The organism is Allobosea sp. Tri-44, from assembly GCF_004123845.1.
In the GTDB taxonomy this organism is placed as follows: domain Bacteria; phylum Pseudomonadota; class Alphaproteobacteria; order Rhizobiales; family Beijerinckiaceae; genus Allobosea.
This window is the reverse complement of record NZ_NBDP01000018.1, coordinates 23796-48700: the sequence shown is the minus strand read 5'-3', so window position 1 is coordinate 48700 and position 24905 is coordinate 23796. Positions and strand designations below refer to the sequence as shown.

At 66.8% G+C, this 24905-nt stretch carries 23 protein-coding genes and 1 other RNA gene; 15 read left to right on the top strand and 9 right to left on the bottom strand.

The features are described 5' to 3' along the window. Nucleotides 1-53: 53 nt before the first annotated feature. From B6S44_RS12020 to cyoA, 7 genes are all read right to left on the bottom strand, one after another. Entirely contained in the window at nt 54-569 is a 516-nt protein-coding gene (locus B6S44_RS12020) for a dihydrofolate reductase (RefSeq protein WP_248309565.1), read from the bottom strand. A 4-nt stretch (nt 570-573) separates the two neighbouring features. Further along, complete coding sequence (locus B6S44_RS12015) at nt 574-1056, bottom strand: GNAT family N-acetyltransferase (RefSeq protein WP_129157130.1); 483 nt, start codon at nt 1054-1056, stop codon at nt 574-576. 104 nt (nt 1057-1160) lie between these two features. Further along, entirely contained in the window at nt 1161-1907 is a 747-nt protein-coding gene (locus tag B6S44_RS12010) for an SURF1 family protein (RefSeq protein WP_349236368.1), read from the bottom strand. 10 nt (nt 1908-1917) lie between these two features. Further along, nucleotides 1918-2307, bottom strand: coding sequence for a cytochrome o ubiquinol oxidase subunit IV (gene cyoD, locus B6S44_RS12005; protein WP_129157129.1), 390 nt, complete (start codon nt 2305-2307; stop codon nt 1918-1920). Continuing rightward, on the bottom strand, nt 2304-2942 hold the full coding sequence (gene cyoC / locus B6S44_RS12000) for a cytochrome o ubiquinol oxidase subunit III (protein WP_465246108.1): 639 nt from the start codon (nt 2940-2942) through the stop codon (nt 2304-2306). The genes cyoD and cyoC overlap by 4 nt, the downstream gene beginning before the upstream one ends. A 6-nt stretch (nt 2943-2948) precedes the next feature. Further along, nucleotides 2949-4949: a cytochrome o ubiquinol oxidase subunit I gene (cyoB, locus tag B6S44_RS11995; protein WP_129157128.1), complete on the bottom strand. Its 2001-nt coding sequence runs from the start codon at nt 4947-4949 to the stop codon at nt 2949-2951. 25 nt (nt 4950-4974) lie between these two features. After that, on the bottom strand, nt 4975-6114 hold the full coding sequence (gene cyoA, locus B6S44_RS11990; protein WP_465246107.1) for a ubiquinol oxidase subunit II: 1140 nt from the start codon (nt 6112-6114) through the stop codon (nt 4975-4977). Between the two features lie 126 nt (nt 6115-6240). Here cyoA and B6S44_RS11985 point away from each other — a divergent pair, with 126 nt between their 5' ends. The 7 genes from B6S44_RS11985 (at nt 6241) to B6S44_RS11955 (ending at nt 14500) form a co-directional block, all read left to right on the top strand. Next, nucleotides 6241-7566: an MFS transporter gene (locus B6S44_RS11985; RefSeq protein ID WP_129157126.1), complete on the top strand. Its 1326-nt coding sequence runs from the start codon at nt 6241-6243 to the stop codon at nt 7564-7566. Nucleotides 7567-7932: 366 nt separating this feature from the next. Next, the gene (locus tag B6S44_RS11980) at nt 7933-9522 is read left to right on the top strand and encodes an ABC transporter substrate-binding protein (RefSeq protein ID WP_129157125.1); all 1590 of its coding nucleotides are present in this window, start codon (nt 7933-7935) and stop codon (nt 9520-9522) included. Nucleotides 9523-9668: 146 nt separating this feature from the next. Then, the gene (locus B6S44_RS11975) at nt 9669-10682 is read left to right on the top strand and encodes an ABC transporter permease (RefSeq protein ID WP_129157124.1); all 1014 of its coding nucleotides are present in this window, start codon (nt 9669-9671) and stop codon (nt 10680-10682) included. A gap of 13 nt (nt 10683-10695) precedes the next feature. Then, on the top strand, nt 10696-11586 hold the full coding sequence (locus B6S44_RS11970; protein ID WP_206735141.1) for an ABC transporter permease: 891 nt from the start codon (nt 10696-10698) through the stop codon (nt 11584-11586). A gap of 3 nt (nt 11587-11589) precedes the next feature. Further along, entirely contained in the window at nt 11590-13290 is a 1701-nt protein-coding gene (locus B6S44_RS11965; RefSeq protein WP_129157122.1) for a dipeptide ABC transporter ATP-binding protein, read from the top strand. A gap of 49 nt (nt 13291-13339) precedes the next feature. After that, nucleotides 13340-13720, top strand: coding sequence for an oxalurate catabolism protein HpxZ (gene hpxZ / locus B6S44_RS11960; protein ID WP_129157121.1), 381 nt, complete (start codon nt 13340-13342; stop codon nt 13718-13720). An 87-nt stretch (nt 13721-13807) separates the two neighbouring features. Continuing rightward, a complete protein-coding gene (locus tag B6S44_RS11955) occupies nt 13808-14500 on the top strand; it encodes a GntR family transcriptional regulator (RefSeq protein WP_129157120.1) in 693 nt (230 codons plus the stop codon). Here the strand turns inward: B6S44_RS11955 and atzF are convergent. Beyond that, the gene (gene atzF / locus B6S44_RS11950; protein WP_129157119.1) at nt 14497-16296 is read right to left on the bottom strand and encodes an allophanate hydrolase; all 1800 of its coding nucleotides are present in this window, start codon (nt 16294-16296) and stop codon (nt 14497-14499) included. The genes B6S44_RS11955 and atzF overlap by 4 nt on opposite strands. Before the next feature lie 283 nt (nt 16297-16579). On the opposite strand from atzF, the gene B6S44_RS11945 reads away from it, so the two are divergent. The 4 genes from B6S44_RS11945 to B6S44_RS11930 are packed head-to-tail and all read left to right on the top strand — an operon-like array spanning nt 16580 to nt 20507. Next, the gene (locus B6S44_RS11945; RefSeq protein WP_129157118.1) at nt 16580-17266 is read left to right on the top strand and encodes a cysteine hydrolase family protein; all 687 of its coding nucleotides are present in this window, start codon (nt 16580-16582) and stop codon (nt 17264-17266) included. A gap of 15 nt (nt 17267-17281) precedes the next feature. Continuing rightward, nucleotides 17282-18895, top strand: coding sequence for a regulator (locus tag B6S44_RS11940; protein ID WP_129157117.1), 1614 nt, complete (start codon nt 17282-17284; stop codon nt 18893-18895). Next, nucleotides 18892-19116, top strand: coding sequence for a DUF4089 domain-containing protein (locus tag B6S44_RS11935; RefSeq protein WP_129157116.1), 225 nt, complete (start codon nt 18892-18894; stop codon nt 19114-19116). The genes B6S44_RS11940 and B6S44_RS11935 overlap by 4 nt, the downstream gene beginning before the upstream one ends. Next, nucleotides 19113-20507: an AtzE family amidohydrolase gene (locus B6S44_RS11930; protein ID WP_129157115.1), complete on the top strand. Its 1395-nt coding sequence runs from the start codon at nt 19113-19115 to the stop codon at nt 20505-20507. The genes B6S44_RS11935 and B6S44_RS11930 overlap by 4 nt, the downstream gene beginning before the upstream one ends. Before the next feature lie 270 nt (nt 20508-20777). On the opposite strand, the gene thyA is transcribed toward B6S44_RS11930, so the two are convergent. After that, nucleotides 20778-21680, bottom strand: a complete 903-nt coding sequence (thyA, locus tag B6S44_RS11925) for a thymidylate synthase (RefSeq protein ID WP_129157114.1) — start codon at nt 21678-21680, stop codon at nt 20778-20780. A 234-nt stretch (nt 21681-21914) separates the two neighbouring features. On the opposite strand from thyA, the gene B6S44_RS11920 reads away from it, so the two are divergent. The 4 genes from B6S44_RS11920 (at nt 21915) to fumC (ending at nt 24896) form a co-directional block, all read left to right on the top strand. After that, nucleotides 21915-22214, top strand: coding sequence for a PepSY domain-containing protein (locus B6S44_RS11920; protein WP_129157113.1), 300 nt, complete (start codon nt 21915-21917; stop codon nt 22212-22214). Between the two features lie 91 nt (nt 22215-22305). Continuing rightward, nucleotides 22306-22691, top strand: a transfer-messenger RNA (tmRNA) gene (gene ssrA, locus B6S44_RS11915). A 165-nt stretch (nt 22692-22856) separates the two neighbouring features. Then, nucleotides 22857-23483 carry an SspB family protein gene (locus B6S44_RS11910; protein ID WP_129157112.1) on the top strand — a complete coding sequence of 209 codons (627 nt, stop codon included), beginning with the start codon at nt 22857-22859 and terminating at the stop codon, nt 23481-23483. Between the two features lie 18 nt (nt 23484-23501). Next, complete coding sequence (gene fumC, locus B6S44_RS11905; RefSeq protein WP_129157111.1) at nt 23502-24896, top strand: class II fumarate hydratase; 1395 nt, start codon at nt 23502-23504, stop codon at nt 24894-24896. Nucleotides 24897-24905 lie beyond the last annotated feature (9 nt).

Genomic DNA, 24905 nt, shown 5'->3' with positions numbered 1-24905 from the left:
GACGCAAGCCCCTTTGGTCGTAGACCGTTCGTCGCAGTTCGCCGGTTGGCAGTTCAGGATACCCGTTCGAAGGTCACGAATGCGAAGGAAAACTCGTCGTCAGCGCCGGCCGGGTGCTCGCTACGGGTGCTCTCGTGGAAGACCGCACGGTCGAAATCTGGGAAGACCGCATCGCCCTCCGGACGGGCGTGGACGAAGGTCAGCTCCAATCGGTCAGCGATCGGCAGCGCCTGAGCATACACCTCGCCGCCGCCAGCGACGATGACGGCGCGCGCGCCCATCGCCTTACCGAGCCCCTGCGCCGTCGCGAGCGCCTGATCGAGCGAGGGCACGACATAGACGCCGTCCGGCCCGAACGCCGGATCGCGCGACAGGACCACGGTCTGCCGGCCCGGCAGCGGCTTGCCGATCGACAGGAAGGTCTTGCGCCCCATGATGATCGGGCACCCCATGGTCAGCTCGCGGAAGCGGCGCATGTCGGTCTTGAGCCGCCAGATCAGCAGGTTGTCGCGGCCGATCACGCCGTTCTCGGCGATCGCTGCGATCAGGACGACGGGGAGGTTCGCCACCGCCTCAGCTCCCGGCCGCGAGCTTGCGCAGCGCCTCGCCATCAAGCCGCTTCACCGTCCACTCGTCCTGCGCCACCGCGCCGATCGAGCGGTAGAACACCCGCGAGGGCTCGTTCCAGTTCAGCACCCACCAGGCAAAGCGCGACAGCCCCTCGTCGACGCAGCGCTTCGCCAGGCGCCCCATCAGCGCCTTGCCGATGCCACGGCCGCGATGCTCCGGCCGGACATAGAGGTCCTCGAGCCAGATGCCGTGCCGGCCGGTGAAGGTTGAATAGGTGTAGAACCAGATCGCAAAGCCTGCCGGGGCGCCGTCCCATTCGGCGATGTCGCAGAACACCTTAGGCTCTGGGCCGAACAGGGCGGCCGCCATGTCGGCTTCACTGGCCTCGACCTCGTGCAGCAGCTTCTCGTATTCCGCAAGCTCGCGCACGAAGCCGAGCACGAGCCCGGCCTCATCGGGCCGCACGGGGCGGATCGTCAGCGTCATACGGCATCTCCAAATATTAGCGGCGCGGTCGATGGAATCGGCGCGAGCAACGCAGCACGCTTACATCATGACCGGAACCCGCGCACATGGGCTCGCGCATCCCGTCAGGCCTCGGGCGGCTCCTCCGGCATGCCCCTGATCAGATAGCCTGCAGCCCCCACACTCATCAGCGCCAGGCAGAACCAGGTCAGCGCATAGACCAGATGCGTGTTGCGGAAGCCGACCTGGGTCATGCCGCCCTGCGGCAGGGGGCCGGGCTCCGTGGCCGCATCGGCGTCGACGAAATAGGGCGCGATCTGGCCGAGCCCGCGCGTCTGCGCAATCGCCGCCACGTCGCGCGAATACCAGCGGCCTGCAGTGGCATCGTTGGCGCGCAGGAAACCGCCATCCGGCTCGGTGAGCCGCAGCAGCCCGACCACCTTCGCCTCTCCGCCGGCAACCTTGCGACGTTCCGCGACGGCCCGCTGTCCCTCTGGCACGAAGCCACGGTTGACGAGGATGGTGAAGCCGGCATCCGCCCGGAACGGCACCAGCACCCAGAAACCGGGGCCGCGCTCCGTCACCGCCATGGTCAGCGTCTCCGGCGCCTCCAGATAGCGCCCCTGCAGGGCGACGCGGCGATATTCGTCCGCTGCGACGGTGATTCCGTCCCATTGCGCCGGCCCGGGCGCAGCGACCGGAGGGGCAGCGAGGCGCTGCTCGACGCGGGCGATCAGGTCGAGCTTCCAGCTCAGCCGCTGGAGCTGCCAGACCCCGAGGCCAGCGAAGACCAGCGTGGCCAGGCAGAGCCCGGCGATGAAGATGACCCGTGCGACACCCCTGTGTCGCCGCCTTTCCGCGGCCGGCGACACGGTGCCAGCCTCACATCTTGTGCAGGTCGGGCATCATGTTGGCGTTGAGGTGGAACATCACCCAGAGCGAGCCCGTGAGCGCGATCGCCACGATGACGATCGTGAAGATCAGCGCCATCATCGTCCAGCCACCTTCCGAGCGGCCGTTCATGTGCAGGAAGTAGACCATGTGGACGACGATCTGCGCGGCGGCGAAGAGCATGATCACGATCGCCGTCAGCGTCGAGTTCGCCAGCACGCCGTTCATGACGAGCCAGAACGGGATCGCGGTCAGGACGACGGAGAGCAGGAAGCCCGTGACGTAGCCGCGCAGGCTGCCATGCGCCGCGCCATGGGAGTCGTGGCCGTCATGATGGCCGGCGTGATGGCTGTCGTGGGCCTCGGCGTGGTTCTGGCTCATTTCAGCACGCCCATCAGATAAACGAAGGTGAAGACGCCGATCCAGACGACGTCGAGGAAGTGCCAGAACATGGAAAGGCACATGAGCCGGCGCCGGTTGGCCGCGATCAACCCGTGCTTCGACACCTGCGTCATCAGCACCGCGAGCCAGATCAGGCCGAAGGTGACGTGCAGCCCGTGCGTGCCGACCAGGGTGAAGAACGAGGACAGGAAGGCGCTGCGCATCGGCGTCGCGCCCTCGTGGATCAGGTGGGCGAACTCGTAGAGCTCGATCCCGAGGAAGGCGAGGCCGAAGAGCGCGGTGACCACGAGCCAGCCCTGCACCGCCGCCTGCCGGCCCTTGTCCATCGCCAGCATGGCAAAGCCATAGGTGATCGAGGAGAACAGCAGCATCGCGGTGTTGACCGCCACGAGCTTCAGGTCGAACAGATCGGCGCCGGACGGCCCCGCCGCATAATTGCGCCCGAGCACGCCATAGGTCGCGAAGAGGACTGCGAAGACCAGGCAGTCGCTCATCAGGTAGAGCCAGAAGCCGAGCATGGTCGAGTCACCGGGATGGTGCTCGGGCTCGCCCTCCGCAAAATGAAAGACCGGGACGTCGGCCTTGTCGGAGCCTTGCGCTGTCGCCGTCATCATCGCCCCTCAGGCCCGGCCCAGAAGCTGGGTGCGCGCCTCTTCCGCGCGCACGACTTCGTCGGCCGGGATGTGGAAGTCGCGGTCGTAGTTGAAGGTATGGATGATCACGGCCGCGATCGCGGCGACGAAGGAGAGCGCCGCCAGCCACCAGATGTACCAGATCAGCGCAAAGCCGCAGATCGTCGCCAGCCCGGCGATGATCAGGCCGGCGCCGGTGTTCTTCGGCATGTGGATCGGCCGATAGCCCGTGAGCGGGCGCTGGTAGCCGCGCTTCTTCATGTCGGCCCAGCTGTCGAGATCATGTGCGATCGGCGTGAAGGCGAAGTTGTAGGCCGGCGGCGGCGAGGAGGTCGACCATTCCAGCGTGCGCCCGTCCCAGGGGTCGCCGGTCGTGTCGCGCAATTGCTCGCGGCGCAGGATGCTGACGCCGATCTGGATCAGGAAGCACAGGATGCCGAACGCGATCAGCACCGCACCAAACGCCGCGATCACGAACCAGATCTGCAGCGAGGGATCCTCGAAGCGGCTGAGGCGCCGCGTCACGCCCATCAGGCCGAGGATGTAGAGCGGCATGAAGGCGACGTAGAAGCCGACAACCCAGAACCAGAAGGAGAGATGCCCCCAGAACGGGTCGAGCTTGAAGCCGAAGGCCTTGGGAAACCAGTAGGCGATACCGGCGAAGACGCCGAAAACCACGCCGCCGATGATGACGTTGTGGAAATGGGCGATCAGGAACAGGCTGTTGTGCAGCACGAAGTCGGCCGGCGGCACCGCGAGCATGACGCCGGTCATGCCGCCGATGACGAAGGTGATCATGAAGGCGAGGAGCCACATCATCGGCAATTCGAAGCGGATGCGGCCGCGATACATCGTGAACAACCAGTTGAAGATCTTCGCGCCCGTCGGGATCGAGATGATCATCGTCGTGATGCCGAAGAAGGAGTTCACGCTGGCGCCGGAGCCCATCGTGAAGAAGTGGTGCAGCCAGACCAGGTAGGACAGAATGGTGATGACCACCGTCGCATAGACCATCGAGGCGTAGCCGAAGAGGCGCTTGCCGCAGAAGGTCGAGGCAACTTCAGAATAGACGCCGAAGAGCGGCAGGATCAGGATGTAGACCTCCGGGTGGCCCCAGATCCAGATCAGGTTCACGTACATCATCGGGTTGCCGCCGAGATCGTTCGTGAAGAAGTTGGTGCCGACATAGCGGTCGAGCGTCAGCAGCGCGAGCGTCGCTGCCAGGATCGGGAAGGTCGCGACGATCAGCACGTTGGTGCACAGCGACGTCCAGGTGAAGATCGGCATCTTCATCAGGTCCATGCCGGGCGCACGCATCTTGACGATGGTCGCGATCAGGTTGACGCCCGATAGCGTCGTGCCGATGCCCGCGATCTGCAGGGCCCAGAGGTAGTAGTCCATGCCCACCCCGGGCGAGTAGGCGACTCCCGACAGCGGCGGATAGGCGAGCCAGCCGACCTTGGCGAACTCGCCGATGAAGAGCGAGGCCATCACCAGGACGGCGCCGCCGACCGTCATCCAGAAGCTGAAATTGTTGAGGAAGGGGAAGGCGACGTCGCGCGCGCCGATCTGCAGAGGCACGACATAGTTCATCAGCCCGGTGACGAACGGCATCGCCACGAAGAAGATCATGATCACACCATGGGCGGTGAAGATCTGATCGTAATGGTGCGGCGGCAGATAGCCCTCATTGCCGGCGAAGGCGATCGCCTGCTGGCCGCGCATCATCAGCGCATCGGCAAAGCCGCGCAGCAGCATGATGACGCCAAGGATCATGTACATGATCCCGATCTTCTTATGGTCGACGCTGGTGAACCACTCGTGCCAGAGATAGCCCCAGAGCTTGAACCGGCTGATCAGCGCGACAAGCGCGAGCCCGCCGAGCAAAACGGCCGCGAAGGTCGCGATCAGAATCGGCTCGTGATAGGGGATCGCCTCTAAGGTGAAGCGACCGAAGACGAGCTTCCACCAGTCGGGATAGGAGGTCATGCGTCCCTCGGCTCGCGGATGCGGCTCAGTTGACGGCGCGGGCGGACATGCCCGCAGCGCCATAGACATCGGTCGGGGTGCAGATCGCCGTCACGAACGGACGCGGCAGCAGCGGTTGCCCGCCGCGGCGCACGCTCTTGTCGTATTCGAGCGCGACCACCGTATGAATGCCCTCCTTGCCGCCGCCACCCCTGGCGTCCATCGCCATCATGTCGCGCATGCACATCTTGGTGCGATCGACGCACATGTTGAGGATGGCGGTGAAGAGATCCGACGGAATGTCCCGGAAATAGCGGACCGGCTCGCGTTCGCTCGGCCGCTCCAGCACGAGATATTCGTCGCGCCCGAGCATGCTGCCGCCCCCAATCGCGCCCTGCACCCACTCGCCGAAGGCCTTGTCGTCGACGCCGCGGAAGCGGAAGCGCATGTCGGAGAAGCCGGCGCCGCTGTAATTGGCCGAGAAGCCCTCGAAGTCGCCGGGGCGGTTGATCACGGCGTTGAGCTTCGTCTGCATGCCCGGCATGGCGTAGATCTGGCCGGCGAGCGCCGGGATGAAGAGCGAGTTCATCACCGAGGACGACGTGATGCGAAACTCGATCGGCTGGTCGACCGGCGCCACCACCTCGTTGAGCGAGGCGATGCCCTGAGCCGGGTAGAGGAAGAGCCATTTCCAGTCGAGGGCCACGACCTGGATCACCAGCGGCTGCTTCCTGATCCCGGGACTACCCGCTCGCGCCTCGACCACCGGCTTGCCGGCGGCGATGCGGTTGAGCGGGCGATAGGGATCGAGCAGATGCGTGCCCATCCAGGTCATCGCGCCCAAGACGACGATGATCAGCAGCGGCACCGACCAGATCACCACCTCGAGCGGCAGCGAGTGGTTCCAGTCCGGATCGTAGGTCGCCTTGGCCGAGGCACGGTAGCGCCAGGCGAAGAAGATCGTCAGCGCCATCACCGGGATGATGACGAGCAGCATCAGCGCGACGGAGGCGAGCATCAAGTTGCGCTGCTGCAGCGCAACGTCGCCCGATGGCGAAAGCAGCACCATCTGGCACCCACCGAGCAGGGCGAGGATCGGTAGAACCGTTAAAAGTCGAAAGATCCGCAAGAGACTGAAGACCTCCCTATCGGGGAACAGCCGTTGTCTATGTCCATTCTTTCGCACCGCACATAAGACAATCTGTCTCATTGCGGCAGTTTGACGGGTCGCTTCTATCCACCGTATCCATTTGCACGAGGTGCGGGCAAGCCCGGTTCTCCGGCGCGCCCACCAGCTTAGGAATTCGCGGTCATGAGCGCTGACGCGGCGAGCCACTCACCGGGACACGTGCTAGACGAGCACGGGCGGGACCATGTTTCCCCCGCCGACATCGCACTCGGCGTCATCATCGGACGGACGTCGGAATATTTCGACTTCTTCGTCTTCGGCCTCGGCTGCGTGCTGGTCTTCCCCGAGTTGGTCTTCCCCTTCGTCGACCGACTCACCGGTACGCTCTACAGCTTCGGCATCTTCGCCCTGGCTTTCGTCACGCGCCCGATCGGCTCCGTGCTGTTCTTCTCGATCGACCGCAACTATGGCCGCGCGACCAAGCTTACCGTTGCGCTCTTCCTCCTCGGCGGCTCGACCGCGGCCATCGCCTTCCTGCCGGGCTACCAGACGATCGGCATCTGGTCCTGCGTCATTCTCGCCGCCTTTCGCCTGTTGCAGGGCATCGCGCTCGGCGGCGCCTGGGATGGCCTGTCCTCGCTGCTGGCGCTGAACGCCCCCGCCAACCGACGCGGCTGGTACACCATGCTGCCGCAGCTCGGCGCCCCCTTCGGCTTCATCCTTGCCGCCGGGCTCTTTGCCTATTTCGAGGGCGCGCTCTCGAAGGAGGACTTCCTCGGCTGGGGCTGGCGCTATCCCTTCTTCGTCGCGCTGACGATCAACGTCGTCGCGCTGTTCGCCCGTCTGCGCATGGTCGCGACCCACGAGTTCGCCGAGTTGATGGAAACGCGCGAGCTGGTGCCGATGCCGGTATCGGAACTCATCCGCGCCCATGGCCGCACGATCGTCCTCGGCGCCTTCGTGCCGCTGGCGAGCTTCGCGCTCTTCCACCTCGTCACCATCTTCCCGGTCAGCTGGATCAACCTCTTCACCGATCGCTCGGTCTCGGAGTTCCTGCTGGTGCAGGCGGCCGGCGGCGTGGTCGGGGCCGGCGCGATCGTGACCTCCGGCCTGGTCGCCGACCAGATCGGGCGCCGCAACACGCTGCTGCTCTCCGGCGGAATGATCGCGCTCTTCAGTCTGTCGAGCATCGTCGCGCCGCTGCTCTTCGGCGACAGCCTGGCCGGGCAGACGATCTACGTCATCATCGGCTTCGGGCTGCTCGGCCTCGCCTACGGCCAGACAGCCGGCGCGGTCGCCTCAAGCTTTGGCACGCAATATCGTTACACCGGCGCGGCGCTGACCTCCGACCTCGCCTGGCTGCTCGGCGCGGGCTTCGCCCCACTGGTGGCGCTGACCGTGTCGAGCACATTCGGTCTCGCCTGGGTCGGCATCTACCTGCTCTCCGGCGCGCTCTGCACGCTGGCAGCGCTGGCGATCGATCGGCGCTCGGAAGCACGCTACGGCTGACACGCCGCCGGCCGGCTGGGAAGGCCTTAGTTTGGCCCCTTGCTGACGCTGGCGACGTCTGCTTATGGGCAGTCTGCTTTTAAGGCTGCAGCGCGGCCGCCGGAACGGTCCTGAAAAGACGAGTCGACTACATCGAAGCCCAGGCCGACGGTACCGCAAGCCGGCGTCCATACGGCCCGCAAGAATTTGCATACGAATTGAGCAATATTCTCCCATTGTATGCATATCTAAACGTCTCAACTCCCGTCGAAACGCCCTATATCCGCATGATCGCGCGGCTGCGAGCCGGCATGGTAACTGCATTGGTTCCCCTGAGATGAAGCCGCTGGAGCCCGAAAAAGGGCGCTGGCAATCGGGGAGCACACAATGGCTATCACGCGTCGCGCGGCTATCGCAGGAGGTTTGGCTGCTCCGTTCGTCATGAGGCAGGGCGCGAGCGCGCAGGCGCCGAGCCGCAGCGAGACGCTTCTGCTGGTCCAGGAATACGGACCGAACAGCCTGGACATGCAGGGCATCGGCTCGTCGCAGCCGGTGAATGGCGTGGCACTGAACTGCTACGACCGGTTGCTGCGCTTCAAGCCGGTGCCCATTCCCGGCGGCGGCGGTCATCAGGTCGCGATGGGCGAACTCGAAGGCGAGCTGGCCGAGAGCTGGCAGCTCGCCTCCGATGGCATGAGCTGCACCTTCAAGCTGCGCGACGCCAAGTTCCATTCCGGCCGCCCGGTGACTGCCAAGGACGTGAAATGGTCGCTTGACCGGGCCTGCACGATCGGCGGCTTCGCGACGACCCAGATGAATGCCGGCTCGCTGGAGAAGCCCGAACAGTTCGTCGCCGTCGACGACAAGACCTTCCGCGTCGACTTCGTCCGCAAGGACAAGATGACGCTGCCCAACCTCGCCGTGACGATCCCCTTTGTCTTCGACTCCGAACTCGCCATGCAGAACGGCGGCGGCGACCCGCATGCCAAGGAGTACCTGAAGAACAACATCGCCGGCTCCGGCGCCTACAAGGTCGAGAGCTGGAAGCCGGGCGTCGAGACGATCTATGCCCGCAACGATGCCTGGGCCTGCGGGAAACTACCGCAGCTGCGCCGCATCATCGCGCGCGACATCGCCTCGCCCGCAACGCGCCGGGCACTGATGGAGCGCGGCGACGCCGATGTGTCCTACGGGCTGCCGCCGAAGGATTTCAAGGACTTGGCTGACGCCGGCAAGGTCAACGTCGTCGGCGTGCCGATCCCCAACGGCGTCTGGGGCTGCTATCTCAACACGCAGGTCGGCCCGTTCAAGGATGTGCGTCTGCGTCAGGCGGTCGCCTGGGTGATGCCCTATGAAAAGATCCTGCAGGCCTCGCTGTTCGGGCGCGGTGTCGACATGTCGGGCGGCACGACGCCCAAGGTCGCCTGGCCGCAGCCCTTCCCCTACAAGAGCGACGCCGCCAAGGCCAAGGCGCTGGTCGATGCCGCCGGCGGCCCGTTCGCGACGACGCTGTATTTCGACGCCGGCAACGCCACGGTCGCCGAGCCGATGGCCGTGCTGATCAAAGAGGCGCTGGCGTCGATCGGCATCACCGTCGAGATCAACAAGGTGCCGGGCGCGAATTTCCGCGCCGAGATCGCCAAGAAGACCAACCCGATGGTGCTGAACCGCTTTGCCGGCTGGCTCGACTATCCCGACTACTACCTGTTCTGGACGATGCACGGCAACAACTCGATCTTCAACATCGCCGCCTACCAGAACCCGGCGCTGGACAAGCTCGTCGATGCCGCCCGCTTCGCCCCCGACAAGGCCGCCTACGACGCCAATGTCGTCGACTTCATCAAGCTGGTGAACGCGGAGGTGCCGATGGTGCCGATCAACCAGCCGACCCATGATGTCGCACTGCAGAAATCGATCGGTGGCTACCAGTTCCAGCCCTGCCGCGAACCGGATTTCCGCTACCTGACCAAGGCGTGACCTGTGGCGGAGCCGCTTGCGTCATTGCGAGGAGGCGAAGCCGACGAAGCAATCCAAGGCGGCAGCGCGAGCCCCTCTGGATTGCTTCGCTTCGCTCGCAATGACGGCGCGGCTCCAGCGCGAGATTCCACTGAGGAGGCTCCACCATGCTCGGCTTGATCGTCGCACGGCTGAAGACGACGCTGCCGTCGATCATCGGCGTGATCGTCGTCACCTTCCTGCTCACACGCGTGCTGCCCGGCGACACGGCGGCCTATTTCGCCGGGCCGGCAGCGACGCCGCAGGCCATCGCCGAAATCCGCAGCAAGCTCGGGCTCGACCAGCCGCTGCCGGTGCAGTTCGTCGCCTACGTCGGAGCGTTGGTGAAAGGCGATCTCGGAACCTCGCTGACAACTGGCCAGGCAGTGACCAAAGATCTCGCTGCGCGCCTGCCGGCTTCGGCCGAACTGACGCTGTTCGGCCTTCTCATCTCGATGGCGATCGCACTGCCGCTCGGCGTTCTCGCGGCGGTCAGGCAAGGCTCGTGGATCGATCATCTCTGCCGCATCGTCGCGACAGCCGGGGTCTCGCTGCCGGTCTTCTTCACCGGCCTGCTGCTGGTCTATGTGTTCTATTTCATCCTCGGCTGGGCGCCGGCGCCGCTCGGCCGGCTCGACGCCTTCGCCACCGAACCGCCGCGCATCAGTGGCTTTCTGCTGATCGACAGCGTGATCGCGCGCGATCCCGAAACCTTCCGCGCCGCGCTCTCGCAGATCCTGCTGCCAGCGTTGACGCTGGCGATCTTCTCGCTCGCGCCGATCACGCGCATGACCCGCGCCTCGATGCTCGCGGTGCTCGGCGCCGATTTCGTCAGGACCGCGCGGGCCAGCGGCCTGTCCTCGCGGACGGTGATCGGCACCTATGCCTTCCGCAACGCCATGCTGCCGGTCGTGACCACGCTCGGCATGGTCTTCTCCTTCCTGCTCGGCGCCAACGTCCTCGTCGAGAAGGTCTTCGCTTGGCCGGGAGTCGGCTCCTATGCGGTCGAGGCGCTGATCGCCTCGGACTACGCGCCGATCCAGGGCTTCGTGCTCACCATGGCGATCCTCTACGTGATCCTGAACCTCGCGATCGACATTCTCTACGGCGTGATCGACCCCCGCGTCCGGCTGGAGGGCTGAGCCGATGAACGACATGAGCAAGGTCGAGCCGCCGCCGCTGCGCTTCGAGGCCCCGCCCTCGACCTCGCTGCTGGCCCATGCCCGGCACATCGTCTCCGAGAACCCGGTGACGGGCCTGGCCTTCGGCCTGTTCGCACTGATCCTGTTCGCTGCGATCTTCGGGCCATCGATCGTGCCCTATGACCCGCTGGCGTCCAACACCAATTCCGCGCTGCAGGGGCCGAGCGCCGCCCACTGGTTCGGCACCGACCAGCTCGGCCGCGACATCTTCAGCCGCGTCGTCGCCGCGACGCGGCTCGACTTCACCATCGCCGTCGCTTCAGTCGCGCTCGTCTTCCTGCTCGGCGGGCTCGCCGGCGTCGCCGCCGGCTTCTTCGGCGGCTGGGTCGACACGATCGTCGGGCGTGTCGCCGACACGATCATGGCCTTCCCGCTCTTCGTGCTCGCCATGGGCATCGTCGCGGCGCTCGGTAATTCGGTGACCAACATCGTGATCGCCACCGCGATCATCAATTTTCCGCTCTATGCCCGCGTCGCCCGGGCCGAGGCCAATGTCCGGCGCGAGGCCGGCTTCGTCCAGGCAGCGCGACTCTCCGGCAATTCGGAATGGCGGCTTCTGCTGACCCAGATCGTGCCGAACATCATGCCGATCATGGCGGTGCAGATGTCGCTGACCATGGGCTATGCCATCCTCAACGCTGCCGGCCTGTCCTTCATCGGCCTCGGCGTGCGCCCGCCGACGCCGGAATGGGGAATCATGGTGGCTGAAGGCGCGAGCTTCATCGTCTCGGGCGAATGGTGGATCGCCTTCTTCCCGGGCTTGGCCCTGATGACGGCGGTGTTCTGCTTCAACCTGCTCGGCGACGGCGTGCGCGATCTCGTCGATCCGCAGCGGAGGAACTGAGCGATGACCGCCAAGCCGCTCCTCGACATCAAGAACCTCACGGTCGAATTCGCGACCCGCCGCGGCACGGTCCAGGCGGTGAAATCGATCGACATCGGCGTCGGCAAGGGCGAGACCGTCGCGATCGTCGGCGAGTCCGGCTCGGGCAAATCCGTCACCTCCTATGCGGTGGTGCGCATCCTCGACCGCGCCGGCCGTGTCGCCGAAGGCTCGATCGGCTTCTCGGGCATCGACCTCGTCGGCGCGAGCGAGGCGCAGATGCGTGACCTGCGCGGCCGCGAGATCTCGATGATCTTCCAGAACCCGCGCGCGGCGCTGAACCCGATCCGCAAGGTCGGCAAGCAGATCGAGGACGTGCTGCTCCAGCATGTCCAGGCGACGCGGGCGACGGCGCGCGCGAAGGCGATCGAGGCGCTGGAGAAGGTGCGGATCGCGCGACCGGAAGAACGTTACGACGCCTATCCCTTCGAGCTCTCGGGCGGCATGTGCCAGCGCATCGTCATCGCGCTCGCCCTCGCCTGCCAGCCGCAACTGCTGATCGCCGATGAGCCGACGACCGGCCTCGACGTCACCACGCAGAAGGCGGTGATGGACCTGATCGTCGAGCTGACCCGCGAGCGCGGCATGTCGACGATCCTGATCACCCATGATCTCGGCCTCGCTGCCGCCTATTCCGACAAGGTCGTGGTGATGGAAAAGGGCCGCGTCGTCGAGACCGCGGCCGCGGCCGAGATCTTCTGCAATCCGCAGCACCCCTATACGCGCCGGCTGATGCAAGCGACGCCGCGGGTCGGCATGGCCCTGCGCGACCTCTTGCCGGAGGCGGCGGCGAAGCCGCCGGCCGTTCCCCGGATCCTGGCGGCCGCGGGCAACGCAGCGGCGCCGCTGCTACGCGTCGAGAACCTGGTCAAGGAGTATCCGCGCCCGGCGACGGGTTCTCTCCTCGCGAAGCTGATCGGCAAGGCCGAGCCGGAAAACCCCGCCTTCCGCGCCGTCGATGGCATCAGCTTCGAGGTCAGGCGCGGCGAGACGCTCGGCCTCGTCGGCGAATCCGGCTGCGGCAAATCGACGACCTCGATGATGGTCAACCGGCTGCTCGACCCGACCTCGGGCCGCATCGTCTTTGACGGACAAGACATCGGCGCGATCCCCGCGAAGCAATTCGCGCTGACGCCACTGCGCCGGCGCATCCAGATGGTGTTCCAGGATCCGACCGACAGCCTGAACCCGCGTTTCACCGCCGAGCGTGCCATCCTCGACCCGATCCTGCGCATGGGCTCGCTCAAAGGCCGCGATGCCCTCCGCGCCCGCTGCGAGGAACTCGCCACGCTGGTCGGCCTGCCGATCGAGCTGATCGACCGCTTCCCGCATCAGCTCTCCGGCGGACAGAAGGCCCGCGTTGGCATCGCGCGCGCCATCGCGCTCGAGCCCGACCTCGTCATCCTCGACGAGCCGACGGCGGCGCTCGACGTCTCGGTGCAGGCGGTGGTGCTGAACCTGCTGGAGGAGCTAAAACAGCGCCTGCGCATGAGCTACATCTTCGTCTCGCACGACCTCAATGTCGTGCGCCTGCTCTGCGACAGGGTGATCGTGATGCGCACGGGCGAGATCGTCGAGCAGGGCACGGCCGAAGAGGTCCTTGGGGCGCCGCAGGCCGAGTATACCAGGGAGCTGCTGACCGCGATCCCGCACCCGCCGCTGTGAGGGGGAGCGTGGGTTGCGCAGGAGACGATGACTGGATGAGGAAACACCGATGACGATCAACGACCCGGCCGTGCTGGCCGAAGTCGAGGCCGCTTTCGCCGAGTACGAGCGCGCGCTGACGGCCAACGACGTGGCCACGCTCGACCGGCTGTTCAAGAACAGTCCGGCCACGCTGCGCTATGGCGTCGCCGAGAATCTCTACGGCCATGCCGAGATCGCCGCCTTCCGTTCGGCGCGCTCGCCCGCCGGCCTGGAACGCGTATTGGAACGCACCGTCATCACCAGCTATGGCGAGGCGATGGCCACCGCCAACACGCTGTTCCGCCGCGCCTCGATGCTCGGAAAGGTCGGCCGCCAGAGCCAGACCTGGGTGAAGTTTCCCGAAGGCTGGCGAGTGGTCGCCGCCCATGTCAGCGTGATCGCCGAATGATCCCGGCCTGCCGCCGCCCCGTGCATGACGCTGCGGTTCCCGCCTGCTAAGAACGGCGAGGCGAATCCGCCGCCCCGGACGCAATCGATGCCGCGCCAAGCCGTCCTTTCCGACCAGCCGAAGCCGGCATCGCAGCCGCGCACCAGGACCGAGACGCTACGGGCCAGGCTCGCCGACGAGATCGTCTCGGGCGTGCTGGAACCGGGCACGCCGCTCGACGAGCAGGACCTCGCTGCTCGTTTCGGTGTTTCGCGCACGCCGGTCCGGGAAGCGATCCGCCAGCTTTCCGCCTCCGGGCTGGTCCGCGTCCGCCCGCATCGCGGGGCCGTCGTCGCCCTGCCGACGCCGCGCGAACTCAACGACATGTTCGAGGCGATGGCCGAGCTCGAGGCGCTCTGCGCCGGGCTTGCCGCCCGTAACATGACGGTCGGCGAGCGTCGTGGGCTCGAGACGCTGCATGAGGCGTTGCGCCTGCTCGTCCAGAAGGGCGATCCGGCGCGCTATCATGAGAAGAACGAGGCCTTCCACGCGGCGATCTATGCCGGATCGCACAACAGCTATCTGGCCGAGTTGGCCCTGATGACGCGGGCTCGCGTTGCGCCTTTCCGCCGCGCCCAGTTCCGCGCCGCCGGCCGCCTGGGCGGATCCTATACCGAGCACGATCTGATCGTGCAGGCGATCCTGCGCGGCGACCAGGCCGGAGCGTCAGCGGCGATGCGCGCCCATATCGGCATCGTGCGCGACGCGTTCCGGAGCTATGCGGAAGTGGGCACCGGTTAGGCCGCGCTCGCCTGCGCCATGATGAAGGCGCGCCAGCCGCCGAAATCGGTGACGTCGCGGGCGTCGTTCGTTGCAACCGCCTCGCAGAGGAAGCCCTTGACCTGCGTGCCGTCGGCGAGCGCGAGCGTGCCGATGCCGAGCGGCGCGGGTATGCCGGCGACGAAGCCGCCGAAGCCCGCGACCGGCAGCGACCAGACCTCGAGCGCGATCGGCGCGCCTGCGCCGGGACGCACCCGCAGCAGGCCGGGCCGCGCCGGCGGCCCGCCCGGCAAGGCGAAGAGGCGATAGTCCGGCGTGGTCGTCGTCGCACGCAGGAAACTGCCGCCGAGCGCCGTCAATTCGCCGTTGAGCGGCATGCCGGAGAGATGGGCGCCGACGACCGCGATCTCGACCGCGCCGGGTCCGGCCGTGACGGGGCGCGCGACCGGAATCTGGTGTGGCTCACCGGTCGCCCCCAGCGGCAGGCCGGACGCGGCGTGGAAGGCGCTGCCGATCCCGGCCAGCGCCGCATCCTGGCCGCCCGGCGCGATGAAGGTGACGCCACTCGCGGTTCCGTCCGCAGCGAGGCTGGCTGGGATGGCAAGCGCACACATGTCGAGCAGGTTGACGAAATTGGTGTAGCGGCCGAGCAGCGAATTGGCCCCGATCGGGTCGGCCTCCATCTCTGCCAAGGTCACCGGACGCGGCGCCGTCGGCACCATCAGCGCATCGATGCCCTTCAGCGCGGAACGGGCGGCAAGGGCAAGCTCGGCGAGACGGTAGCGGGCGAGGAAGGTCGCCGCGGCGTCGGGCAAGGGCTTGCCGGCGATGACGGCGCGGATCACCGGCAGGATCGCCTCCGGAGCGCGCTCATGGAGATCGCGGATGGCGAGCCAGCGCTCGGCGACCCAAGGTCCGTCATAGAGCAGCCGGGCCGTCTCGTAGAACGGCATCATGTCGATGGGCACGATCTCGGCGCCGAGGCCCTGCGCCCGCGCGAGCGCCTGCTCGAAATTCGCGCGCGCCGCATCGTCGCCAGCAAAGTCGAGATCCCGCTCGCCCGGCACACCGAGCCGCAACTGCGACGGGCAGGCACCGAGCCGCCCGAACGGGACAGGCCGGGAGAACGGGTCGCTCGCATCCGGGCCGGCCATGGCCTGCAGGACGAGCCAGGCATCCTCGACCGTCAACGCGAAGACGGAGACGCAATCGAGCGTACGGCAGGCCGGCACGACGCCGGCGGTCGGGACGAGGCCGAGGCTCGGCTTGAGGCCGACGAGATTCTGCAGGCCGGCCGGGATGCGGCCCGAACCTGCCGTGTCGGTACCGAGCGCGACCGGGACGATGCCGGCCGCGACCGCGCTCGCCGACCCCGAGCTCGAGCCGCCGGGGACGAGATCGGCGCGCAAAGCGTTGCGAGGTGTTCCGTAAGGCGAGCGGGTGCCGTTGAGCCCGGTCGCGAACTGGTCGAGATTGGTCTTGCCCAGGATGATCGCGCCGGCCGCCTTGAGCCGCGCGACGGCGCTGGCGTCCTGCCGTGGCTCATACGCATAGGCCGGGCAGGCGGCGGTGGTGGCGAGCCCGGCGACGTCGATATTGTCCTTCACCGCAACCGGCACGCCCCAGAGCAGGCGCCCCTGCGGCCCGTCCGCCTGAAGGTGCTCCGCCTCGGCCAGCGCGTCCGCTTCCGGCTTCAAGCTGATGAACAGGGCCTCGTCGGCATGGGCGCGCAGGCGGGCATAGGCGGCAGAGACCGTCTCGGCGATCGTGCGGCTGCCGTCATGGTGGCTGGAAAGGATGCTGGTCAGCGTCGGCACGAGATCATGTCCATTTCTTGGGTCAGCCTATCTGTTAGGCAATTTATTGGTCATTGCATGCAAAGATTATGCATGCTTCCGACGAGAGGGTGGCCGCTGCGGTTGCCAATGAGGCTTTCGCGACCTCCTCCATAAGGGTGCGGCGGTAGGCGCAGGCGGGACTCGTCGACATTTCAAAGCCATGGCGGGCATTCCCAGGGTCGCGCGCATCGAGGGCCGGGCAAGCGATCCGGCAGGCACAGCCCTTGCAAAGCCCGTTCCGTCAGCCCCGACGGAGGCCGCCATGAGCCGCTCCGAGATCGCAGCGAAGCCATTCCCGCTCAGCGTCGACCTGGCGCGGGCGGCGCTGGTGATCATCGACATGCAGCGCGATTTTCTCGAACCCGGCGGCTTCGGCGCGGCGCTCGGCAACGACGTCTCGCTGCTGATGGCGGCAGTCGAACCCTGCCGGCGCATCCTCGCCCGGGCGCGCGCTGCCGGCATGCTCGTCGTCCACACCCGCGAGGGCCACCGGCCCGATCTCTCCGATGCGCCGCGCGCCAAGGTCGAGCGCGGCGCGCCTGAGAAGCGCATCGGCGCGCCGGGCCCGATGGGCCGCATCCTGATCCGCGGCGAGGCCGGCCACGACATCGTCCCGGCGCTGGCACCGCTTGCCGACGAGCCGGTGATCGACAAGCCCGGCAAGGGCGCCTTCTACCAGACCGATCTCGACCTGATGCTGCGCAATCGCGGCATCGAGACATTGCTGGTCTGCGGCGTCACCACCGAGGTCTGCGTCCACACCACCGTGCGCGAGGCCAATGACCGCGGCTATCGCTGCCTCGTCCTGGGCGATGCCTGCGCCTCCTATTTCCCGGAGTTCCACGCGGTCGGACTGCGCATGATCGCGGCCCAGGGCGGGATCTTCGGCTGGGTTTCGACGACGGACGACGTGCTGGCGGCGCTCGCCGCGCAGGACCAGGCGGCCTAGGAACGGGAGGGGAAGATGGCGACCACGACCACCGCGACGACAGCGTCACCGAAGCTCTGGACGCCCGGCGACTGGAACGCTCTGTTCGGCTTCGGCACCAACATCCTGGTCAACCTTCTGGTGCTGACCGGCCTCCTGCAATTCGTGCTCAAGATGCCGAGCCAGATCGTCTTCGGGCGAATCCTGCCAGCGCTCGGGCTGATGATGCTGCTCTCGACCGGCTATTACGCCTGGCTCGCCTGGAAGCTGGCGAAGGAGACCGGCCGCGACGATGTCTGCGCGCTGCCCTCGGGCATCAGCGTGCCGCACATGTTCGTGGTCACCTTCGTGATCATGCTGCCGATCGCGAGCATGACCGGCGACCCGGTCAAGGGCTGGGAGGCCGGCCTGGTCTGGGTCTTCTTCCAGAGCTTCATCCTGATGATCGGCGGCTTCATCGCGCCGCTCGTCCGCAAGATCACGCCGCGCGCCGCCCTGCTCGGCACGCTGGCCGGCGTCTCGATCGCCTTCATCTCGATGCGGCCGGCGCTGGAGATCTTCCTGACGCCGGCGATCGGGCTGACCTGCCTCGCCATCATCCTGGTGAGCTGGTTCGGCGGCGTGCGCTATCCGCGCGGCATTCCGGCCGGGCTCGTCGCCATCGCCTTCGGCATGGTGATCGCCTGGGGCGCAGCACTGCTCGGGCTCGATGTCGGCGGCATGAGCCTCGCCAGGCTCGGCGCGGCCTTCGCCAATTTCGGCTTCTCGCTGCCGCTGCCGGCGGTCGACCACGTCTTCTCGGGCTTCAGCTATCTCGGCATCATCCTGGTGACGGCCATCCCTTTCGGCATCTACGATCTCGTCGAGGCGATGGACAATGTCGAGAGCGCCGAGGCGGCGGGCGACCATTATCCGACGACGCGGGTCCTGACCGCCGACGGCGTCGTCTCGCTGATCGGCTGCCTGATGGGCAACCCCTTCATCAACGCGGTCTATATCGGCCATCCCGGCTGGAAGGCGATGGGCGGACGCATCGGCTACTCGGCCGCGACCGGGGTGATCGTCGCCGCGCTTTGCTGGTTCGGCGTCGTCGCGCTGCTGCTGGCACTGGTGCCGATTGTCGCGATCTCGCCGATCCTGCTCTATATCGGCATGCTGATCGGGGCGCAGGCCTTCCAGACCACGCCCGCCAGCCACGCCCCCGCCATCGTGCTCGCGCTGACGCCGCATCTCGCCGCCTGGGCCAAGGTGCTGATCGACGGCGCGCTCGGCGCGGCCGGCACCAATGCGGCGGCCGTCGGCATCGACAAGATGGCCAATATGGGCGTGCTCTATCACGGGCTTGAGCTGATGGGCGGCGGTGCCATCCTCTCCGGCCTCGTCCTCGGCGCGATTGCGGTCTTCGTCATCGAGAAGCAATTCCTGAACGCGGCCGCCTTCGCCGCCGCCGGGGCGGTGCTGACCTATTTCGGCCTGATGCATGGCGAGGCGATCGGGATCGGCAAGGGACTCGGCGTCACGCCCTCGATCAGCCTGGCCTATGCGATGGTCGCGGGCTTCCTCTGGCTCTGTGCGCGCCAGCTTGCGGGAGAAGATTCGCCGAAAACGATGACGAGCGAGCCGCATGCTCGGCTGGAGCCGGCGGAATGAGCGAGGCGAAGCAGGAGTTCGATCCGGCCGCCCATCTCGATACGATGGCGCCGGCGCTGGGTCTTGCGATCACGCCGGAGCAGCGCCAGGGCGTGATCCGGTTCCTGGCTGCGGCCGAGGCAATGGCGAAGATCGTGCAGGCGGCGCCGGTCGCCGAGGATACCCTCGAACTCGCGCCGGTTTTCCGGCCCGGGGCGGCTGGGCCGGGGGCGACGGCGTGAGCATCGACGTCTTTGCACCAGCGCATCGGATCGCGGCGCAGGTCAGGTCGGGCGAGGTCGGTGCCGAGGCCGTGACCCTCGCCTTCCTCGAACGCATCGACAGGGTCGACCGCGAGGTCAACGCCTTCACCGATCTGACGGCCGCGCGCGCACTTGCCCAGGCGGCGGCAATCGACAGGGCCCGCGCCGCCGGCGAGCCGCTCGGGCCGCTCGCCGGCGTGCCCTTTGCCGCCAAGAACCTGTTCGACATCGAAGGCTTGCCGACGCGGGCGGGCTCGAAGATCAACCGCGAGCGGGCTCCCGCCCGGCGCGATGCTGTACTGATCGAGCGTCTGACGGCGGCCGGCGCCGTGCTGATCGGCGGGCTCAACATGGGCGAATACGCCTATGACTTCACGGGTGAGAACGCCCATGACGGCCCTTGCCGCAATCCGCACGACCTCGTGCGCATGGCCGGTGGCTCGTCCTCGGGCTCCGGCGCGGCAACGGCGGCCGGCATGGCGCCGATCTCGCTGGGCTCGGACACCAACGGCTCGATCCGCGTGCCATCCTCGCTATGCGGCGTGTTCGGCTTGAAACCGACCTATGGCCGCTTGCCGCGCACGCGCAGCTTTCCGTTCTGCGACTCGCTCGACCATCTCGGCCCGTTCGCGCGCGATGTCACTGATCTTGCTCTCGCCTACGATCTGCTGCAGGGGCCGGATGGGGGAGATCCAGCCTGCACGGCGCGACCGGTCGAGCCGGTCTCGGCGCGGTTGGCCAATGGCGTGGCAGGCCTGCGGATCGCCGTGGCGGGCGGGCATTTCGCGACCGAGGGCATGCCGGAAGCGGCGGTCGCGGTCAGCGCCGTGGCGCGGGCGCTCGCCGCGACACGGACCATCGCGCTCGACGGCGCGCCGATCGCGCGGGCGGCGGCCTTCCTGATCACCAACGCCGAGAGCTCGGCGCTCCATCTCGGGCGCCTGCGGGAGCGGGCGGACGATTTCGATCCCGATACGCGTGACCGTTTCCTTGCCGGCGCGATGCTGCCGGCGGCCTGGTACATCCAGGCGCAACGGGCGCGCCGCTGGTTCCATGACGAGATGATGCAGGTGTTCGAGGAGGTCGACCTGATCATCGCACCCGCGACACCCTGTCCGGCTCCGCTGGTCGGTCAGAAGACGCTGGCGATGAGAGGCGAGATCCTGCCGCTGCGCCCAAGTCTCGGAATCTTCACCCAGCCGATTTCGTGTATCGGCCTGCCGGTCGCGGCGGTGCCAGTCGCTGGTGACGGGCTGCCGATCGGCGTCCAGCTGATTGCTCCGCCCTGGCGAGAAGATCTCTGCCTGAAAGCCGCTTACGTCTTGCAAGAGATGAAGGTTTGCCGCGCAGAACCGCCGAAAGGGATCTGACGTCTCCGAGACGGTCGAATGGCGCCTGTAGCCGTCGCGGTTTACGTGGCGTCCGCGTTCCGGAGGGCCATTGAACCATCTGCTCCGGGGCGGGGGCTGGGACGATGCGGCCAGGATCGGTTGAGCGGAAGGGGCTCAGGTCATGCCGCAGCCTCCGATCCCAGCCGGAAGTCGGCGCCGTCGACCACATGCGATCGAAGAACGGCGATCTTGCGGGCGATGGGGACGACAGCGCGCTTAGTCTTAATCAGGTGCACGCCCCAGCCGGGCTCAGACCGCGACGTCGGCCTTGATGGCGGCGTGGGGCGAATAGCCCTCGACCTCGAAATCCTCGATCCGGTAGTCGTCGATGCTGGCGGCCTGGCGGGTCAGCCGCATCGTCGGGAACGGGCGCGGCTCCCGCTCCAGCTGTCCCTGCGCCTGCGCGAGATGGTTGAGGTAGAGGTGAACATCGCCGCCGAACCAGACGAGGTCGCCCGGCTGCAAACCGGCCTGCTGCGCGATCATCAGTTGCAGCGCGGTCGCACCGACCCAGTTGAAGGGGACACCGAGCAGCAGGTCGGCCGAACGCTGGTAGCACAGCGAGTTGAGACGCCCGTCGCTCGTGACATGGTATTGGTAGACCATGTGGCACGGCGGCAGCGCCATCGAGCTCAGCTCCGGCACGTTCCAGGCGTGGAAGAGCATGCGCCTGCTGGTCGGGTTGGTACGAAGCGTCCTGATCAGATCGGCGATCTGATCGTGCTCGCGTCCGTCGGCGCCGAGCCAGCGCCGCCATTGCTTGCCATAGACCGGACCGAGATCGCCCCAGCGCGCGGCGAAATCGTTATCCTCGGCAATGCGCCGCTCGAAATCCGTCTGTGAGATGTCCTCGCCCGTCTCGCGGCGATAGGTCGCGAGCGGCCAGTCGGTCCAGATCCGCACATTCTCGCGAACCAGCGGCTGGATATTGGTCTGGCCGGTCAGGAACCACAGCATCTCCTTCACCGCGATCTTCCAGTAGACGCGCTTGGTGGTGAGGATCGGCGCCGTGCCGTCCGAAAGGTCGAAGCGCGCCATGGCTCCGAAGATGGAACGCGTGCCGACGCCGGTCCGGTCGATCCTCTCGTCGCCGCTGCTCAACACCTCGTCGACGAGGTCGAGATATTGCTGCTCTGGATGCCTGCGGACCACTTCCGCCTCCACGATTCCGGCTCTGTCAGCGCAGCTTCTCCCACAGCTCTCACGATAATGACAGGGATCGTGAACGACCGGGATATTGCAATGCCGCGAGGCCGCCCCAATCTGAATGCCTGATGAACAGAAGGGGCGCTTCGGGCTTGCGCTTGGAGCATCGGACGAAGGCGGCTTCCGGTTTCCGGAACGATCCGATGCTCCATCAAAAGCCCGGCTGATGAGGACCGTATCATGACCAGACTATCCATGCTGGCCGCACTGCTCCTGGCAGTGGGCCTGGCAGGGCAGGCTTCGGCTTCGGCCTGGGCCGAGAGCACGTCCCACAATCAAGGAGCGGCAGCCATCAAGCAAAGGATCAGCGAGGCGCAAGCTCGCTCGATTGCCTTCAAGCATGGCCTCGTCCATGTCGAGGAAATTGCCCTCGCCGACTGGCGCTGGGAGATCGCCGGGCGCGCCCAGGGCGGCGTCGAGGTGACCCTCGATCTCAATGCCTATGACGGTTCGGTGATCGGCGGCGCGGTAGCGCCCTGATCGCATCTCGCTCGGGAACGGCGCAGGCTGCGGGGTGTTCCCTGTGGCTTCTGCGCCGCCTTCGCAGAAATTAGCCGGGAGGCCGTCCTGCTCTCTTTCCCCCGGCGCGCTCAGTCCCTATATTCCGCTTGCCGTCCGCAAGGTCGGCTATGGCGATAAACGGACGTCGGAATAAGCCTTTCGGACCCGGGGGCGGTACCCGGCGCCTCCACCACAGCCCTGCGGCGCGAGCGGCAGGGACTTGCAGCCATCAGGCTGCAGGGCTGCGGCGGGGGCGAAATAGGATCGACGAGGGTGTAAAGGTCGTTCTTTTGCTCGGCATGGTTCCGCCGTTATCGGGCCAAAAGCATAGTTGCCAACGACAACAATGCTCGGGTTGCTGTCGCCGCGTAAGCGGTGCTGGTTCCCAAACCAAAGCCCTTGCGTTTAGCCGCGTAAGGCGGGGCTCGGAGGCGCCTGGCAACAGAAGCCTCCACTTTTTTGCCAAGGCTTGGCGCCGGCGCGGAAAAGACGGCGGAGGCAACCTGCCTCTCTTGCATGAGAAATACTCTAAACTAATGAAATCGGTCACGTTTTTCGTTTCGGGGAGCTTCCCACCGGTCGCGGCGTGATCTAGAGGAGCGGAAACGGAACCTGGACGCGATGACCAAGGATATTCTCCGCTACGACCTGATGGTGCAGGACGCGCTCAAGGGCGTCGTCCGCAAGATCCTGTCCGAGGCGGGCCGCGACGGGCTCCCGGGCGATCACCATTTCTACATCACTTTCCGGACGACCGCGCCGGGCGTGCGGCTCTCGCAGCGCCTGCGCGAGAAGCATCCGGACGAGATGACGATCGTCCTCCAGCATCAGTTCTGGGATCTTAACGTCAGCGACCACGCCTTCGAGGTCGGCCTGTCCTTCTCGGGTGTGCCCGAGCGGCTGCTGATCCCTTATGACGCGATCACTACCTTCTTCGATCCGTCGGTCCAGTTCGGCCTGAAGTTCGAGACGCAGGACGCAGCCGGCGAGGCCCCAGCGGGCGAGCCGTCCGCGCCTGCGAAGGCGCCGCGCGGCGCGGCATCCGAGCCCAGTGTCGCTCCGGCCGCACCGCTCGCTCTGCCCGCCAAGGCGCCGGTGAAGTCGCTGCCGGCTGCCCGGTCGAAAGCCGCCGAGGCGGACGAGGCCGGCAAGCCTGATGCTACTACGGTCGGCGAGAAGACGGCGGAGACGGAGGAGGAAGGCGGCGCCCAGGTCGTCAGCCTGGATGCCTTCCGCAAGAAGACCTGAGGCCTAAGGACTCCCATCATGACCGGATTCCGCAGCGAGACCGATTCCTTCGGTCCGATCGATGTCGCCGCCGACCGCTATTGGGCGGCGCAGACGCAGCGCTCGCTGCAGAACTTCAAGATCGGCGGGCCGGCCGAGCGCATGCCGCTGCCGCTGGTGCATGCGCTGGTCATGGTCAAGAAGGCCGCCGCCACCGTCAACGCCCAGCTCGGCCTGCTTGATGCGACCGTCGAGAAGGCGATCGTCCAGGCTGCCGACGAGGCGCTCGCCGGCACGTTCGACGAGCATTTCCCGCTCGTCGTCTGGCAGACCGGCTCCGGCACCCAGTCGAACATGAACGTCAACGAGGTGCTGGCCAACCGCGCCAACGAGATCCTCGGCGCCGGCCTCGGCAAGAAGAGCCCGGTTCACGCCAACGACCACGTCAACAAGGGCCAGTCCTCCAACGACAGCTTCCCGACCGCGATCCATATCGCCGCCGCCCTCGCCGTCTCGACGGAGCTTCTGCCCGCGCTCGGCCGGCTGAAGGATGCCTTCGCCGCCAAGGCCGAGGCCTATGCCGATCTCGTCAAGATCGGCCGCACCCATCTCCAGGACGCGACCCCGGTCACCCTCGGCCAGGAGTTCTCCGGCTATGTCGCTCAAGTTCAGCTCGGCATCGCCCGCATCGAGCAGACCTTGCCCGGCCTGTTGGCGCTCGCCCAGGGCGGCACCGCGGTCGGCACCGGCCTCAACGCTCATCCCGATTTCGCCAAGGCCTTCTCGGCCGAGGTCGCCAAGCTGACCGGCCTGCCCTTCCGCACCGCCGACAACCTGTTCGAGGCGCTCGCCAGCCATGGCGCGATCTCCTACAGCCATGGCGCGCTGACCGCGCTCGCCATGGACCTGTTCAAGATCGCCAACGACATTCGCCTGATGGGCTCGGGCCCGCGTTCCGGCCTCGGCGAGATCAGCCTGCCCGAGAACGAGCCGGGATCCTCGATCATGCCGGGCAAGGTCAACCCGACCCAGGCCGAGGCGCTGACCATGGTCGCGACGCGGGTGCACGGCAACCAGGCGACTGTCGCCTTCGCCGCCAGCCAGGGCCATTTCGAGCTCAACGTCTTCAAGCCGGTGATCGCGCAGGCGTTCCTGCAATCCGCGCGCCTCCTGGCGGACGCAGCCGAGAGCTTCCGCACCAATTGCGTCGAGGGCATCGAGCCCAATCGCGAGCGCCTCGCCGAGCTGCTCTCGCGTTCGCTGATGCTGGTGACGGCGCTGGCCCCCGCAATCGGTTACGACAAGGCAGCTGGTATCGCCAAGGCGGCCCATCACAACGGCACGACCCTGCGCGAGGAAGCGTTGAAGGCCGGTGTCGATGCAGCGCTGTTCGACAAGACCGTCGTCGCCGAAGACATGTTGAGCCCGGGCTGACAGACTACC